At 69.4% G+C, this 16,107-nt stretch carries 11 protein-coding genes and 2 pseudogenes; 1 reads left to right on the forward strand and 12 read right to left on the reverse strand.

The window, feature by feature from the left end; all coding sequences use genetic code 11:
• Nucleotides 1-114: 114 nt before the first annotated feature.
• A pseudogene (locus ABZS61_RS24395) lies at nt 115-774 on the reverse strand (transposase); the annotation flags it as partial.
• Between the two features lie 3 nt (nt 775-777).
• Here ABZS61_RS24395 and ABZS61_RS24400 point away from each other — a divergent pair.
• A pseudogene (locus tag ABZS61_RS24400) lies at nt 778-909 on the forward strand (Uma2 family endonuclease); the annotation flags it as partial.
• A gap of 23 nt (nt 910-932) precedes the next feature.
• Here ABZS61_RS24400 and recQ read toward each other — a convergent pair.
• The 11 genes from recQ to nuoE form a co-directional block, all read right to left on the reverse strand.
• Entirely contained in the window at nt 933-2,993 is a 2,061-nt protein-coding gene (gene recQ / locus ABZS61_RS24405; protein ID WP_356425490.1) for a DNA helicase RecQ, read from the reverse strand.
• Nucleotides 2,994-3,129: 136 nt separating this feature from the next.
• Nucleotides 3,130-4,797 carry an NADH-quinone oxidoreductase subunit NuoN gene (gene nuoN / locus ABZS61_RS24410; protein ID WP_356425015.1) on the reverse strand — a complete coding sequence of 556 codons (1,668 nt, stop codon included), beginning with the start codon at nt 4,795-4,797 and terminating at the stop codon, nt 3,130-3,132.
• Nucleotides 4,794-6,365: an NADH-quinone oxidoreductase subunit M gene (locus tag ABZS61_RS24415; RefSeq protein ID WP_356425018.1), complete on the reverse strand. Its 1,572-nt coding sequence runs from the start codon at nt 6,363-6,365 to the stop codon at nt 4,794-4,796. Before ABZS61_RS24415 ends, nuoN begins: the two co-directional genes overlap by 4 nt.
• Before the next feature lie 4 nt (nt 6,366-6,369).
• Nucleotides 6,370-8,265: an NADH-quinone oxidoreductase subunit L gene (nuoL, locus tag ABZS61_RS24420; protein WP_356425021.1), complete on the reverse strand. Its 1,896-nt coding sequence runs from the start codon at nt 8,263-8,265 to the stop codon at nt 6,370-6,372.
• A 12-nt stretch (nt 8,266-8,277) separates the two neighbouring features.
• Nucleotides 8,278-8,577: an NADH-quinone oxidoreductase subunit NuoK gene (gene nuoK / locus ABZS61_RS24425; protein ID WP_307539564.1), complete on the reverse strand. Its 300-nt coding sequence runs from the start codon at nt 8,575-8,577 to the stop codon at nt 8,278-8,280.
• Nucleotides 8,574-9,410 (reverse strand): NADH-quinone oxidoreductase subunit J, encoded by an 837-nt coding sequence (locus ABZS61_RS24430; RefSeq protein ID WP_356425025.1) that lies wholly within the window; start codon nt 9,408-9,410, stop codon nt 8,574-8,576. The genes nuoK and ABZS61_RS24430 overlap by 4 nt, the downstream gene beginning before the upstream one ends.
• Nucleotides 9,407-10,003 (reverse strand): NADH-quinone oxidoreductase subunit NuoI, encoded by a 597-nt coding sequence (gene nuoI / locus ABZS61_RS24435; protein WP_356425028.1) that lies wholly within the window; start codon nt 10,001-10,003, stop codon nt 9,407-9,409. Before nuoI ends, ABZS61_RS24430 begins: the two co-directional genes overlap by 4 nt.
• On the reverse strand, nt 9,996-11,399 hold the full coding sequence (nuoH, locus tag ABZS61_RS24440) for an NADH-quinone oxidoreductase subunit NuoH (protein ID WP_356425030.1): 1,404 nt from the start codon (nt 11,397-11,399) through the stop codon (nt 9,996-9,998). Before nuoH ends, nuoI begins: the two co-directional genes overlap by 8 nt.
• Entirely contained in the window at nt 11,396-13,900 is a 2,505-nt protein-coding gene (locus ABZS61_RS24445) for an NADH-quinone oxidoreductase subunit G (protein ID WP_356425033.1), read from the reverse strand. The genes nuoH and ABZS61_RS24445 overlap by 4 nt, the downstream gene beginning before the upstream one ends.
• Entirely contained in the window at nt 13,897-15,270 is a 1,374-nt protein-coding gene (gene nuoF, locus ABZS61_RS24450) for an NADH-quinone oxidoreductase subunit NuoF (protein WP_356425036.1), read from the reverse strand. Before nuoF ends, ABZS61_RS24445 begins: the two co-directional genes overlap by 4 nt.
• Nucleotides 15,270-16,085, reverse strand: a complete 816-nt coding sequence (gene nuoE / locus ABZS61_RS24455; protein WP_356425493.1) for an NADH-quinone oxidoreductase subunit NuoE — start codon at nt 16,083-16,085, stop codon at nt 15,270-15,272. Before nuoE ends, nuoF begins: the two co-directional genes overlap by 1 nt.
• Nucleotides 16,086-16,107 lie beyond the last annotated feature (22 nt).

The following is a 16,107-nucleotide window of genomic DNA, read 5'->3' on the forward strand; positions in this document are numbered from 1 at the left end:
ACACGTGCGGGTGGGCTTGATCCGGTTGTCGGCGGATGCTGGACGAGCCCAGCCCGTCAGCCCGCGAGACTCCTTCGTGTGACTCCTCCCCGCCCTGAAGGGCGGGGCTTCTCGTTATGCCGTGTTGGCGTTGCGACGGACCAGCCCGGCCCGTAGAACGTTGAGTGCCCCGACGAGGTCGGCGTGCGCGGCGTGGCCGCAGCCGACGCAGTGGAACTTCTCCTGTGTGGGCCGGTTCTCCTTCGTGGTGTGCCCGCATTTGGGACACCGCCGGGAGGTGTTGCGGGGGTCCACGGCCATCACTTCCCGCCCGGCACTCTCAGCCTTTGCGTTCAGGATCGTTAGGAACACCCCCCATCCGGCATCAGCGATCGAACGGTTCAACCCGGCCTTGGCCGCTGCCCCGTTGGACAGAAACACGCCCGGACTATCAGGGTCGGGCCTCGGTGCGGGAGCCTTGCTCATGTTGCGGATCTTCAGGTCTTCGTGCGCGATGAAGTCATGCTCACGAACCAGCGTCAACGCGGTCTTGTGTGCGTGGTCGAGCCGTCGTCGCCGCACGTTGCCGTGCAGAGCCGCAACCTTCTCCACCGCCCGCTGATGGTTGCGGGTGCGGTCCTTGGCCCTGCACCGGGGGAACCGGGACAGCGCCCGCTGCGCGGCCTCCAGCTTGGCGGCGGCCCTGCGGGCGTGGCGCGGGTTGGGGATGTGCGTGCCGTCGGAGTCGGTGAGGAACGAGGCGATACCGAGATCGACGCCGATGACGGAACCGGTCGCGAGCTGGAGCCGGCCACCGGGGCCTACACCTCCACCGGGATCTTCCACGACCGCATGAAGGTCTCCGTCCCCTTCGAGATCGATCTCGACCTCACCGCCATCACCCCGCGCCGCCGGGCGACGCCGGAGTAGACCCGTCGCCGCCCGTCACGCGCTCACTCGAACTCGGGCGGTTCCTCGTCCCAGCCGAAGTGCGTGTCCGTGTCCTGCTCCGCCCGTGCCGACTGCTCCGCCCGCACCGCCCGCACCGCCCGCACCGCCCGCACCGGCTCGGCGGTACGCGCGGCTTCCGGCCGCGGCGCGACCGCGGCCGGCCGGCTCGCCGGTTCCGGCACGGCGGGGGCAGGGTCCGTGTCGGCGCCCGGCTCCGCGTCCCCCAGGCCGGCCAGTACCTCCAGGACGCCCTCGCCGTACGTCGCCAGCTTCTTCTCGCCCAGGCCGCTGATCCCGCCCAGCTCCGCGAGCGAACCGGGGCGGAGCGCGGCGATCTCCCGCAGCGTCGCGTCGTGGAAGATCACGTACGCCGGGAGGCCCAGCTCCTTCGCCTGGGCGCCGCGCCAGGCGCGCAGCGCCTCGAAGACCGGGACGGCCTCCGCCGGCAGGTCCGCCACGGCGGCGGCCGACTTGCCCTTGCGCTCGCCCCTCCCCGACTTGGCCGTCGGCTTCTTCGGCTCCTTGCGCAGCAGTACCTCGCGCTCCCGGCCGAGCACGGAACCGCTCTCCTCGGTCAGCACCAGCGTGCCGTACTCGCCCTCGACGGCGAGCAGCCCCTGGGCCAGCAGCTGGCGCACCACACCACGCCACTCCGCCTCGGCCAGCTCCTCACCGATACCGAAGACCGAGAGCTGGTCGTGGTCGAACTGGATGATCTTCGCGGTCTTGCGGCCCAGCAGGATGTCGATGATCTGGCCGGCCCCGAACTTCTGCCCGCGCTCACGCTTCAGCCGGACGACGGTGGACAGCAGCTTCTGCGCGACCACCGTGCCGTCCCAGGTCTCGGGCGGGGTGAGGCAGGTGTCGCAGTTGCCGCAGCTTTCGGAACCGGGCTCCTGGCCGAAGTACGTCAGGAGCTGGGCGCGGCGGCACCGGACGGTCTCGCAGAGCGCCAGCATCGAGTCGAGGTGCGCGGCGGCCCGGCGCCGGAACGCCTCGTCACCCTCGCCGCCCTGGATCAGCTTGCGCTGCTGGATGACGTCCTGGAGTCCGTACGCCATCCAGGCCGTGGAGGGCGCACCGTCACGGCCCGCGCGGCCCGTCTCCTGGTAGTAGCCCTCGACGGACTTCGGCAGGTCGAGGTGGGCGACGAAGCGCACGTCGGGCTTGTCGATGCCCATGCCGAAGGCAATGGTCGCGACGACGACCAGGCCCTCCTCCCGCAGGAAGCGCGACTGGTGCTCGGCGCGCATCGACGCGTCCAGGCCCGCGTGGTACGGCACGGCCTCGATGCCGTTGCGGCAGAGGTACTCGGCGGTCTTCTCCGTCGAATTGCGCGAGAGGCAGTAGACGATGCCCGCGTCCCCGGGGTGCTCCTCCTGGAGGAAGGTGAGCAGCTGCTTCTTCGGGTCGGACTTCCCCACGACGCGGTACTGGATGTTGGGCCGGTCGAAGCCGGCCACGAAGTGCCTGGCCTCGGGCATGCCCAGGCGCCGCGTGATCTCCTGGTGCGTCGCTTCGGTCGCCGTGGCCGTGAGCGCGATGCGCGGTACGTCGGGCCAGCGCTCGCCCAGGACGGACAGGGCCAGGTAGTCGGGGCGGAAGTCGTGGCCCCACTGGGCGACGCAGTGCGCCTCGTCGATCGCGAAGACGGAGATCTCACCGCGGGCGAGCAGCGCGAGGGTGGAGTCCAGGCGCAGCCGCTCCGGGGCCAGGTACAGCAGGTCGAGCTCGCCCGCCAGGAACTGGGCCTCCATCGAGCGGCGCTCGTCGAAGTCCTGCGTGGAGTTCATGAAGCCGGCCCGGACCCCGAGCGCGCGCAGGGCGTCCACCTGGTCCTGCATGAGCGCGATCAGCGGAGAGATCACGATGCCGGTACCCGGCCTGACCAGGGCGGGGATCTGGTAGCAGAGGGACTTGCCGCCGCCGGTGGGCATGAGCACGACCGCGTCGCCGCCGGCGACCACGTGGTCGATCACCGCACCCTGCTCGCCGCGGAACGCCTCGTACCCGAACACCCGGTGCAGCGTCTGCTGCGCGGCACTCTCGGTCGTCACACTCATCGTCCCGTTCCGCCCGTCCGTGCCGTCCGTGTCGCTGTCCATCCGTCCACAGCAACCATAGGCGCCACGTACGACAACGCCGGACGGGCTTGACTTCCAGGGCCCGTCCGGCGTTGTGGCAGCGCTTCTCACACGGTTACCGCACGAAGACTCCCGCCTGGCTCGCGAGGTCCAGGAAGTACTGCGGGGCCAGGCCCAGCACCAGGGTGACCGCGACGCCGACCGCGATCGTCGTCATCGTCAGCGGGGACGGGACGGCGACCGTGGGGCCGTCGGCCTTCGGCTCGCTGAAGAACATCAGGACGATGACGCGGATGTAGAAGAACGCGGCGATGGCCGACGAGATCACACCGACCACGACCAGGCCGCCCGCACCGTTGTCCGCCGCCGCCTTGAAGACGGCGAACTTGCCGGAGAAGCCCGACGTGAGCGGAATGCCGGCGAAGGACAGCAGGAACACGGCGAAGACCGCCGCCGTCAGCGGCGAGCGCCGGCCGAGGCCGGCCCATTGCGACAGATGCGTCGCCTCGCCCCCGGCGTCGCGCACCAGGGTGACGACGGCGAAGGCGCCGACGGTCACGAAGGAGTAGACGCCGAGGTAGAAGAGGACCGAGGAGATGCCCTCCGGACTGGCCGCGATGACACCCGCGAGGATGAAGCCCGCGTGCGCGATCGAGGAGTAGGCCAGCAGCCGCTTGATGTCGGTCTGGGTGATCGCGACGATCGCCCCGCCCAGCATCGTGACGATCGCGACGCCCCACATGACGGGGCGCAGGTCCCAGGTGAGTCCCGGCAGCACCACGTACAGCAGGCGCAGCAGAGCACCGAACGCGGCGACCTTCGTCGCGGCGGCCATGAAGCCCGTCACCGGTGTCGGCGCACCCTGGTACACGTCCGGGGTCCACATGTGGAACGGGACCGCGCCGACCTTGAACAGCAGGCCCATGAGGATCATCGCGCCGCCGATGAGCAGCAGCACGTCGTTGCCCATCGTGTCCGCGAGCGCCGGGTCGATCTCCTGGACGGTGCCGTCCACGACGTTCGCGATACCGGCGTACGAGACGGTGCCCGCGTATCCGTAGAGGAGGGCGATCCCGAAGAGCAGGAACGCCGAGGAGAAGGCCCCGAGCAGGAAGTACTTCACCGCGGCCTCCTGCGACATCAGCCGCTTGCGGCGGGCGACGGCACACAGGAGGTAGAGCGGGAGGGAGAAGACCTCGAGCGCGATGAAGAGGGTCAGCAGGTCGTTGGCGGCCGGGAAGACCAGCATGCCCGCGACGGAGAAGAGGACCAGCGGAAAGACCTCGGTCGTGGTGAACCCGGCCTTGACCGCGGCCTTCTCGCCGTCACTCCCGGGTACCGAACCGGCCTGTGCGGCGAAGGAGTCCACGCGGTTGCCGTGGGAGGCGGGGTCCAGGCGCCGCTCGGCGAAGGTGAAGACCGAGACCATCGAGACGAGCAGGATGGTGCCTTGCAGGAACAGGGCGGGGCCGTCGACGGCGATGGCGCCCATCGCGGCGATCTGCGCGTTCTTCCCCGCGTACCCGTCGGCCGCGAGCCCCAGGACCGCGGCGAACGCGGCACCGAGGGCCACGACCGTCAGGAAGACCTGCGTGGTGTAGCGGGCCCTGCGCGGGACGAATGCCTCCACCAGGATGCCCAGGACGGCGACGCCGATCACGATCAGGACGGGCGCCAGTTGGGCGTACTCGATGGTCGGCGCGGTGAACTTGTCTCCCGCGGCAGCCGTTGTCACCCCGCCGCCCGCCGTCGTCCACAGGCTGTGGACAGCTGTTGCGCTCACTTGGCGGCCTCCACCTCGGGCTGGGGGTCCTTCTTCTGTACGTCGTGCATGGTGTGCTGCACCGCCGGGTTGACGACGTCCGTGAGCGGCTTCGGGAAGACACCCAGGAAGATCAGCAGGGCGATCAGCGGCAGGGCGACCGCCAGTTCACGGACCTTGAGGTCCGGCATGCTCCGGACCGACTCCGCGACCGGGCCCGTCATCGTCCGCTGGTAGAGGACGAGGACGTAGAGCGCGGCGAGCACGATGCCGAGGGTCGCGATGATGCCGACCACCGGGTACGCGCTGAACGCGCCGACCAGGACGAGGAACTCACTGACGAACGGGGCGAGGCCGGGCAGCGAGAGCGTGGCGAGACCGCCGATGAGGAACGTCCCCGCCAGCACCGGAGCCACCTTCTGCACCCCGCCGTAGTCGGCGATGAGCCGCGAGCCGCGCCGCGTGATGAGGAATCCGGCGACCAGCATCAGCGCGGCCGTCGAGAGCCCGTGGTTGACCATGTAGAGCGTGGCGCCCGACTGGCCCTGGCTCGTCATCGCGAAGATGCCGAGCACGATGAAGCCGAAGTGCGAGATCGACGCGTAGGCGATGAGCCGCTTGATGTCGCGCTGGCCGACGGCGAGGAGCGCCCCGTAGATGATGGAGATCAGCGCCAGGACGAGAATCACCGGCGTCGCCCACTTGCTGGCCTCCGGGAACAGCTGGAGGCAGAAGCGGAGCATCGCGAAGGTGCCGACCTTGTCGACGACCGCGGTGATCAGGACGGCCACCGGGGTGGTCGCCTCGCCCATGGCGTTGGGCAGCCAGGTGTGCAGCGGCCACAGCGGGGCCTTCACCGCGAAGGCGAAGAAGAAGCCGAGGAACAACCACCGCTCGGTGCTGCTCGCCATCTCCAGCGAGCCGTTGGCCCGGGCCTCGGCGATCTCGGAGAGCGAGAAGCTCCCCGCGACCACGTAGAGCCCGATGACGGCGGCCAGCATGATGAGCCCGCCGGCCAGGTTGTAGAGGAGGAACTTCACGGCCGCGTAGCTGCGTTGCGTCGCCGCGTTCTCGTCGCTGCCCGTGTGCGCCCGGTCCCCGAAGCCGCCGATGAGGAAGTACATCGGGATGAGCATGGCTTCGAAGAGGATGTAGAAGAGGAAGACGTCGGTGGCCTCGAAGGAGAGGATCACCATCGCTTCGACCATCAGGATGAGCGCGAAGAAGCCCTGGGTGGGCCTCCAGCGGGAGGACTTCGTCTCCAGGGGGTCGGCGTCGTGCCAGCCGGCCAGGATGACGAAGGGGATCAGAAGCGCGGTGAGCGCGAGGAGCGCCACCCCGATGCCGTCGACGCCCAGCTCGTACCGGACACCGAAGTCCTTGATCCAGGCGTGCGATTCGGTCAGCTGGTAGCGGTCGCCGCCCGGTTCGAAGCGGGCGAACACGATGCCCGCGAGGACGAGCGTGCCGAGCGAGACGATCAGCGCGAGCCATTTGGCCGCGGTGCGCTGTGCGGCGGGGACGGCGGCGCAGGCGATCGCGCCGATCGCCGGGAGTGCCGCCGTCGCTGTCAGGAGGGGAAAGGACATGTGATCAGACCGCCCTCATCAGCAGGGTTGCGGCGATGAGGACCGCCGCACCGCCGAACATCGAGACCGCGTAGGAGCGGGCATAGCCGTTCTGCAGCTTGCGCAGCCGGCCGGAGAGCCCGCCCATCGAGGCGGCCGTGCCGTTGACGACGCCGTCGACCAGGGTGTGGTCGACGTAGACCAGGGAGCGGGTGAGGTGCTCGCCGCCGCGGACCAGGACCACATGGTTGAAGTCGTCCTGGTAGAGGTCGCGGCGGGCGGCCCTGGTGAGCAGCGAGCCGCGCGGGGCGACGACGGGGACGGGCCTGCGCCCGTACAGGAACCAGGCGATGGCGACACCGATGACGAGCACCACCATGGTGGCGGCGGTGACGGTGGTCGCGCTGACCGGCGCGTGTCCGTGGTCGTGTCCGGTGACGGGATCCAGCCAGTGCATGAACCGGTCGCCGATGGAGAAGAAGCCTCCGGCGAAGACCGACCCGAAGGCCAGCACGATCATCGGAATCGTCATCGACTTCGGTGACTCGTGCGGGTGCGGGTCGTGGCCCTCCGCATCGGGCTGCCAGCGCTTCTCGCCGAAGAACGTCATCAGCATCACCCGCGTCATGTAGAACGCGGTGATCGCGGCGCCGAGCAGGGCGACGGAGCCGAGGATCCAGCCCTCCGTGCCGCCCTTCGCGAAGGCCGCCTCGATGATCTTGTCCTTGGAGAAGAAGCCGGACAAGCCCGGGAAGCCGATGATCGCGAGGTAGCCGAGGCCGAAGGTGATGAAGGTGACCGGCATGTACGTCCGCAGGCCGCCGTACTTCCGCATGTCGACCTCGTCGTTCATGCCGTGCATGACCGAACCGGCGCCGAGGAAGAGACCGGCCTTGAAGAAGCCGTGCGTCACCAGGTGCATGATCGCGAAGACATAGCCGATGGGGCCGAGACCCGCGGCCAGGATCATGTAGCCGATCTGCGACATCGTCGACCCGGCGAGGGCCTTCTTGATGTCGTCCTTGGCGCAACCGACGATCGCACCGAAGAGGAGCGTGACCGCACCGACGACCACGACGGCCAGCTGGGCGTCGGGCGCCGCGTTGAAGATCGCGCCGGAGCGGACGATGAGGTAGACGCCCGCGGTCACCATGGTGGCGGCGTGGATGAGGGCGGAGACCGGGGTCGGGCCCTCCATCGCGTCGCCGAGCCAGGACTGCAGCGGCACCTGGGCGGACTTGCCGCAGGCCGCGAGGAGCAGCATGAGGCCGATCGCGGTCAGCTTGCCCTCGCTCGCCCCGTCGGCCGCGGCGAACACCGGTCCGAAGGCGAAGGTGCCGAAGGTGGTGAACATCAGCATGATCGCGATCGACAGGCCCATGTCGCCGACCCTGTTGACCAGGAAGGCCTTCTTGGCGGCGGTCGCCGCGCTGGGCTTGTGCTGCCAGAAGCCGATGAGCAGGTACGACGCCAGACCGACGCCCTCCCACCCGACGTACAGGAGCAGGTAGTTGTCGGCGATGACCAGCAGGAGCATCGCCGCGAGGAACAGGTTCAGATAGCCGAAGAAGCGGCGGCGGCGCTCGTCGTGCTCCATGTAGCCGATCGAGTAGATGTGGATCAGCGTGCCCACACCCGTGATCAGCAGGACGAACGTCATCGACAGCTGGTCGAGCTGGAAGGCCACATCGGCCTGGAAGCCCTCGACGGGAATCCAGCTGTACAGCATCTGGTGCAGGGCGCGGTCGTCGACGCCCTTGCCCAGCATGTCGATGAACAGCACCACACCGACGACGAAGGCCGCGGCGGAGAACAGCGTGCCGAGCCAATGGCCGGCCCGGTCGAGCCTGCGGCCCCCGCACAGCAGGACCACTGCTCCGAGCAGGGGCGCCGCGACGAGCAGCGCAATCAGGTTTTCCACGATTCCGACCCCTTACAGCTTCATCAGGCTGGCGTCGTCGACCGAGGCCGAGTGGCGGGAACGGAACAGCGACACGATGATCGCGAGCCCGACGACGACCTCAGCGGCGGCGACGACCATCGTGAAGAAGGCGATGATCTGGCCGTCGAGGTTTCCGTGCATCCGGGAGAACGCGACGAACGCGAGGTTGCAGGCGTTGAGCATCAGCTCCACGCACATGAACACCACGATCGCGTTCCGCCTGATCAGGACACCGGAGGCACCGATCGTGAACAAAAGGGCCGCGAGGTAGAGGTAGTTGACCGGATTCACTTGGCGACCTCCTCCCCTTCTTCTTCGTGGTCACGGCCCAGCCGCTCCCCTGAGCGCTGTTCCAGCGCCTTGAGGTCGGCGAGCGACTCGGCCGACACGTCCCGGATCTGGCCGCGCCGGCGCAGCGTCTGCATGACGGTGAGCTCGGATGCGGTGCCGTCCGGGAGCAGCCCGGCGATGTCCACCGCGTTGTGCCGGGCGTAGACGCCCGGGGCGGGAAGCGGCGGAAGGTGGTTGCCGCGCACCCGGTCCTCGGACATCTCCCGCTGCGTCTTGGCGCTTTCGGTGCGCTCGCGGTGCGTCAGGAGCATCGCGCCGACGGTCGCGGTGATCAGCAGGGCGCCCGTGATCTCGAACGCGAAGACGTACTTGGTGAAGATGAGGTTGGCGAGGCCCTCGACGTTTCCGCCGTGCTTGGCGTTCGCCGCGCCGAGGCCGTTGAAGCTGGCCAGGGAGGCCTGGCCGATACCGGCGATCAGCAGGACGCCGAAGCCGAGTCCGCATCCGGCGGCCAGCCAGCGCTGGCCCCTGATGGTCTCCTTCAGCGAGTCGGCCGCCGTGACACCGACGAGCATGACCACGAAGAGGAACAGCATCATGATCGCGCCGGTGTAGACGACGACCTGGACGATGCCCAGGAAGTAGGCGCCGTTGGCGAGGTAGAAGACCGCCAGCACGATCATGGTGCCGGCGAGCGACAGTGCGCTGTGCACCGCCTTCTTCATCAGGACGGTGGAGAGCGCCCCGACGACGGCGACGGTGCCGAGCAGCCAGAACTGGACTTCCTCGGGAGTGGAGGTCGTGGAGGCCGCGACGGCCAGACCGGAGGTCATGCGTCCACCTCCTTGTCGACTTCACCCTTGGAGACGGCGGTCTGGCGTTCCGTGCCGGGTGCGGCCTCGCTCACCAGGCCTCGGTAGTAGTCCTGCTCGTCCATGCCGGGGAAGATCGCGTGCGGGCTGTCGACCATGCCCTCCTCCAGCCCCGCGAGCAGCTCGTCCTTGGTGTAGATGAGGCTCTCGCGGGTGGTGTTGGCGAGCTCGAACTCGTTCGTCATCGTGAGCGCCCGGGTGGGGCACGCCTCGATGCAGAGCCCGCACAGGATGCAGCGCGCGTAGTTGATCTGGTAGACGCGGCCGTAGCGCTCCCCCGGGGAGTAGCGCTCCTCCTCGGTGTTGTCCGCGCCCTCCACGTAGATGGCGTCCGCCGGACACGCCCAGGCGCACAGCTCGCAGCCGACGCACTTCTCCAGGCCGTCGGGGTGACGGTTGAGCTGGTGCCGGCCGTGGAAGCGCGGCGCCGTCACCTTCGGCGTCTCCGGGTACTGCTCGGTCAGCCGCTTCTTGAACATGGCCTTGAAGGTCACGCCGAAGCCGGCCACAGGATTCTGGAACTTCTCCCCTGAGGGTTCTGATGACTCAGACACCGTCAGCCTCCTTTCCGTCACTCGCGTGCTCGTCACTCTGAGTATCGGGTCCGCCACTGACAACGAGCTCCCGCTCACGGCGCGGCCTGCGGCGCGGTACCGGCGGCAGGCTCTGGCCGGGCAGCGGCGGTACCGGGAATCCGCCCGCCATCGGGTCGAACGCCGGCTCGGGCTCGGCAGCCGCTTCAACTTCCTTCGCCTTGCGGTCGCGGAAGATGTCGACGACGAAGGAGATCAGCAGGATCGCGATCACGGCCCCCGCGACGTACAGCACGATCTTCGAGAAGTCGTAGCCCTCGTTGCGCAGCGCCCTGACCGTGGCCACCAGCATCAGCCAGACCACGGAGACCGGGATCAGGACCTTCCAGCCGAGCTTCATCAGCTGGTCGTAGCGGACCCTGGGCAGGGTGCCGCGCAGCCAGATGAAGAAGAACAGCAGCAGCTGGACCTTGATGACGAACCAGAGCATCGGCCACCAGCCGTGGTTCGCGCCCTCCCAGAAGGTGCTGATCGGGTACGGAGCCCGCCAGCCGCCCAGGAACAGGGTCACGGAGACCGCGGAGACGGTGACCATGTTGACGTACTCGGCGAGCATGAACATCGCGAACTTGATCGAGGAGTACTCGGTGTTGAAGCCGCCGACGAGGTCGCCCTCGGACTCCGGCATGTCGAACGGGGCGCGGTTGGTCTCCCCGACCATCGTGACGACGTAGATGATGAAGGAGACCGGCAGCAGGATGATGAACCAACGGTCCTCCTGCGCCTCCACGATCTTCGAGGTCGACATCGACCCGGAGTAGAGGAACACCGAGGCGAAGGCGGCACCCATCGCGATCTCGTAGCTGATCATCTGGGCGCAGGAGCGCAGACCGCCGAGCAGCGGGTACGTCGATCCGGAGGACCAGCCGGCCAGCACGATGCCGTAGATGCCGACGGAGGCAACCGCGAGGATGTACAGCATCGCGATCGGCAGGTCGGTCAGCTGCATCGTCGTGCGCTGGCCGAAGATCGAGACCTCGTTGCCCGACGGGCCGAACGGGATCACCGCGATCGCCATGAACGCCGGTGCGGCGGCGATGATCGGGGCCAGCACGTAGACGACCTTGTCGGCCCGCTTGACGATGACGTCTTCCTTCAGCATCAGCTTGATGCCGTCGGCGAGCGACTGGAGCATGCCCCAGGGGCCGTGCCGGTTCGGGCCGATGCGCAGCTGCATCCAGGCGACGACCTTGCGCTCCCACACGATGGAGAAGAGCACGGTCACCATCAGGAACGCGAAGCAGAAGACCGCCTTGACGACGACGAGCCACCACGGGTCCGTGCCGAACATCGAGAGGTCCTCGGCGGCGAGTACGGCGCCGTTCGGTGCCGCGGCGAGTTGAGCGAGGCCAGTCACGCTCGCACCTCCGGTGTCTCTGCGGGGCTTCCGGCGGCCGGACCGATCCGGACCAGTCCGCCCGGCTGTACTCCGGTGTCGGCGGGAACGCCCCGGCCGACGGAGTTGAGGGGCACCCACACCACCCGGTCCGGCATGTCGGTGACCGCCAGCGGGAGTTCGGTGGTGCCGGCGGGTCCGGTGACGGCCAGCAGGTCGCCGTCCTTCACTCCGGTCTCGGCCGCGGTGGCGGCGGAGAGCCGTGCGACGGCCGCGTGCCGGGTACCGGCCAGTGCCTCGTCGCCCTCCTGCAGCCGGCCCCGGTCGAGCAGCATCCGGTGGCCCGCGAGTACGGCTTCGCCGTCACCGGCCCCGGGCACCGGCCGGGACGTCGCCCGCGGGTCCTCGGCGTGGGTGCCCTGCCAGCCGCCGAGGCGGTCGAGTTCGCGCCGCGCCGCCCTCAGGTCCGGCAGGGCGAGGTGCACATCGAGCGCGTCGGCCAGCATGTGCAGGACCCGTGCGTCGGTCGGGCAGAGTGTGCGCGGCAGCTGCTCGGGCTTGAGCGCGGCTTCGAACATCCGCGCCCTGCCCTCCCAGTTGAGGAACGTGCCGGGCTTCTCCGCGACTGCGGCGACGGGGAGGACCACGTCGGCCCGCTCGGTGACCGCGCCGGGGCGCAGTTCCAGCGAGACCAGGAAGCCGACCTCGTCCAGCGCCCGGAGGGCACGGGCCGGGTCGGGCAGGTCCTCGGGGTCCACGCCTGCGACCAGCAGCGCGGCCAGCTCGCCGGTGGCCGCGGCCTCGACGATCTGGCCGGTGTCGCGGCCGAAACGGGTGGGGAGTTCGGCGACGCCCCAGACGGACGCCACCTCCTCCCTGGCCCGCGGGTCGGTCGCCGGACGGCCGCCGGGCAGCAGCGACGGGAGCGCGCCCGCCTCCACCGCGCCGCGTTCGCCGGCCCGTCGCGGGATCCACACGAGCGTGGCTCCGGTGGCGGCGGCCGTCCGTACGACGGCGGTCAGTGCTCCGGGGACACCGGAGAGCCGTTCGCCCACCACGATCAGGGAACCTTCACCGCGCAGCGCCTCGGCGGCGAGGGCTCCGTCACCCTCCAGTCCGACGCCGCCCGCGAGTGCGTCCAGCCACTCGGTCTCGGTACCGGGGGCGGCGGGGAGGAGGGTGCCGCCCGCCTTCTCCAGTCCGCGCGTGGCGTGCGAGGCGAGCGCGAACGTCCGCTGCCCGTGCTTGCGGTGGGCCTTGCGCAGCCGCAGGAAGACGCCGGGCGCCTCCTCCTCGGACTCGAAGCCGGCCAGCAAGACCGCCGGGGCCTTCTCCAGCGAGGTGTACGTGACTCCGCTGCCGTCCAGGTCGCGCCCGCGTCCGGCCACCCGCGCGGCCAGGAAGTCGGCTTCCTCGCTGCTGTGGATCCGGGCGCGGAAGTCGATGTCGTTGGTGCCGAGGGCGATCCGCGCGAACTTGCTGTAGGCGTAGGCGTCCTCGACGGTGAGCCGGCCACCGGTGAGGACACCGGTCCGGCCGCGGGCGGCCGCGAGTCCGGCTGCCGCGACCGCCAGTGCCTCGGGCCAGCTCGCCGCTTCGAGTACACCGTCCGCGTTGCGGACGAGCGGAGTGGTGAGCCGGTCACGCTGCTGGGCGTAGCGGAATCCGAAGCGGCCCTTGTCGCAGAGCCATTCCTCGTTGACCTCGGGGTCGTTGGAGGCGAGCCGCCGCATGACCTTGCCCCGGCGGTGGTCGGTGCGGGTCGCGCAGCCGCCCGCGCAGTGCTCGCACACCGACGGCGTCGACACCAGGTCGAAGGGCCGGGAGCGGAAGCGGTACGCCGCCGAGGTGAGCGCTCCGACGGGGCAGATCTGGATGGTGTTGCCGGAGAAGTACGACTCGAAGGGGTCGCCCTGCCCGGTACCGACCTGCTGGAGCGCGCCACGCTCGATGAGTTCGATCATCGGGTCGCCCGCCACCTGGTTGGAGAACCGGGTGCAGCGCGCGCAGAGCACGCACCGCTCGCGGTCCAGCAGCACCTGGGTGGAGATCGGGACGGGCTTCTCGAAGGTGCGCTTCTTCCCGTCGAAGCGGGAGTCGGTGCCGCCGTGCGACATCGCCTGGTTCTGCAGGGGGCATTCGCCGCCCTTGTCGCAGACCGGGCAGTCCAGCGGGTGGTTGATGAGCAGGAGCTCCATCACACCCTTCTGGGCCTTCTCCGCGACGGGCGAGGTGATCTGCGACTTCACGACCATGCCGTCGGTGCACGTGATGGTGCAGGACGCCATCGGCTTGCGCTGGCCCTCGACCTCGACGATGCACTGCCGGCAGGCGCCGGCAGGGTCGAGGAGCGGGTGGTCGCAGAAGCGCGGGATCTCGATGCCGAGCAGCTCGGCGGCCCGGATGACCAGGGTGCCCTTGGGGACGCTGATCTCGATGCCGTCGATGGTCAGCGTGACCAGGTCCTCGGGCGGGATGGCCGCCTCGCCGCCCCCGGAGGGCGCACTCGTGGTGACTGTCATGCGTTCACCCCCCGGTGAGCGTTCTTGTCGTCTTTGTCGTCGGCCCAGAGGGTCGACTTGGCGGGATCGAAGGGGCAGCCCTTGCCCGTGATGTGCTGCTCGTACTCCTCGCGGAAGTACTTGAGCGAGGAGAAGATCGGCGAGGCGGCGCCGTCGCCGAGGGCGCAGAAGGACTTGCCGTTGATGTTGTCGGCGATGTCGTTCAGCTTGTCGAGGTCGGCCATCTCGCCCTTGCCGGCCTCGATGTCGCGGAGCAGCTGGACGAGCCAGTAGGTGCCCTCGCGGCACGGCGTGCACTTGCCGCAGGACTCGTGGGCGTAGAACTCGGTCCAGCGGGTGACGGCCCGCACCACGCAGGTGGTCTCGTCGAAGCACTGCAGCGCCTTGGTGCCGAGCATGGAGCCGGCGGCGCCGACGCCCTCGTAGTCCAGCGGGACGTCGAGGTGTTCCTCGGTGAACATCGGGGTGGAGGAGCCGCCTGGGGTCCAGAACTTGAGGCGGTGTCCGGCCCGGATGCCGCCGCTCATGTCGAGCAGCTGGCGCAGGGTGATGCCGAGCGGAGCCTCGTACTGGCCGGGGCCGGTGACGTGTCCGCTGAGCGAGTACAGCGTGAAGCCCGGGGACTTCTCGCTGCCCATCGACTTGAACCAGTCCTTGCCCTTGTTCAGGATCGCGGGAACCGAGGCGATGGACTCGACGTTGTTCACCACAGTGGGACAGGCGTACAGACCGGCGACCGCGGGGAAGGGGGGACGCAGCCGGGGCTGGCCGCGGCGTCCTTCCAGCGAGTCGAGCAGCGCGGTTTCCTCACCGCAGATGTACGCACCGGCACCGGCGTGCACGGTGAGTTCCAGGTCGAGCCCCGAACCCAGGACGTCCTTCCCCAGATAACCCGCCTCGTACGCCTCACGTACGGCTTCGTGCAGCCTCCGCAGCACGGGGACGACTTCACCGCGCAGATAGATGAAGGCATGCGACGACCTGATCGCGTAACAGGCGATCACGATGCCCTCGATGAGGCTGTGCGGGTTCGCGAAGAGCAGCGGGATGTCCTTGCAGGTTCCCGGCTCCGACTCGTCGGCGTTGACGACGAGGTAGTGCGGCTTGCCGTCGCCCTGCGGGATGAACTGCCACTTCATCCCGGTGGGGAAGCCGGCACCGCCGCGCCCGCGCAGACCGGAGTCCTTGACGTACGCGATGAGGTCGTCCGGCGACATGGCCAGCGCCTTGCGCAGACCCTCGTAGCCCTCGTGACGCCGGTAGGTCTCCAGCGTCCAGGACTCCGGCTCGTCCCAGAAGGCGGAGAGGACCGGTGCCAGGAGCTTCTCCGGGCTGGTCCCGTTCTTGTCGATCTCGGCTGCCAAGGTCATCACTCCCCCTCCTCGGCTGCGGGCCCGGCCGGGTGCTCCGGGTCGGAGGCCGAGGTCTGCTGCGGCGCGTCGTGCGAGCTGAGGTGCTCGGCACCCTTCTGCGGCTGGTCGCCCGGGGCCTCGCCCCGCGGGGCGACGACGCGCGGCTGCGGGGCGGCCTCGCCCTTGGCCAGCTTCAGTCCTGCCAGTGAGGCGGCACCCGCTCCGCCGGTCGCCGCGACGGCACCGGGGCGCTCGTCGGGGAAGCCGGCCAGGATGCGGGCGGTCTCCTTGTACGTGCACAGGGGGGCGCCCCGGGTGGGTTCGACGGTCCGGCCGGCGATCAGGTCGTCGACGAGCTGCGTCGCGCTCTCCGGCGTCTGGTTGTCGAAGAACTCCCAGTTGACCATCACGACGGGCGCGAAGTCGCAGGCCGCGTTGCACTCGATGTGCTCGAGGGTGACCTTGCCGTCCTCGGTCGTCTCGTCGTTGCCGACGCCGAGGTGGTCCTTGAGCCGGTCGAAGATGGCGTCGCCGCCCATGACCGCGCACAGGGTGTTGGTGCAGACCCCGACCTGGTAGTCGCCGCTCGGGCGCCGCCGGTACATCGAGTAGAAGGTGGCGACCGCGGTGACCTCCGCGGTGGTGAGGCCGAGCAGTTCGGCGCAGAACGTCATGCCCGTACGGGAGACGTACCCCTCCTCGGACTGCACGAGGTGCAGCAGCGGCAGCAGCGCGGAGCGGCTTCCGGGGTAGCGGGCGATCACCTCCTTCGCGTCCGCTTCGAGCCGGGTGCGTACCTCGGCCGGGTAGGCGGGGGCGGGGAGCTGCGGCATCCCCAGGCTGACTTCTTGGTTG

Origin of the sequence: Streptomyces sp. NPDC005566 (genome assembly GCF_040605575.1) — a bacterium.
Lineage (GTDB): Bacteria > Actinomycetota > Actinomycetes > Streptomycetales > Streptomycetaceae > Streptomyces.

What these genes read in the sequence shown, in the direction of transcription:
- ABZS61_RS24445 (WP_356425033.1), bottom strand. Translation starts at nt 13,900, where the DNA reads ATGACAGTCACCACGAGTGCGCCCTCCGGGGGCGGCGAGGCGGCCATC.
- recQ (WP_356425490.1), bottom strand. Translation starts at nt 2,993, where the DNA reads ATGAGTGTGACGACCGAGAGTGCCGCGCAGCAGACGCTGCACCGGGTG.
- ABZS61_RS24415 (WP_356425018.1), bottom strand. Translation starts at nt 6,365, where the DNA reads ATGTCCTTTCCCCTCCTGACAGCGACGGCGGCACTCCCGGCGATCGGC.
- nuoF (WP_356425036.1), bottom strand. Translation starts at nt 15,270, where the DNA reads ATGACCTTGGCAGCCGAGATCGACAAGAACGGGACCAGCCCGGAGAAG.
- ABZS61_RS24430 (WP_356425025.1), bottom strand. Translation starts at nt 9,410, where the DNA reads ATGACCTCCGGTCTGGCCGTCGCGGCCTCCACGACCTCCACTCCCGAG.
- nuoE (WP_356425493.1), bottom strand. Translation starts at nt 16,085, where the DNA reads ATGCCGCAGCTCCCCGCCCCCGCCTACCCGGCCGAGGTACGCACCCGG.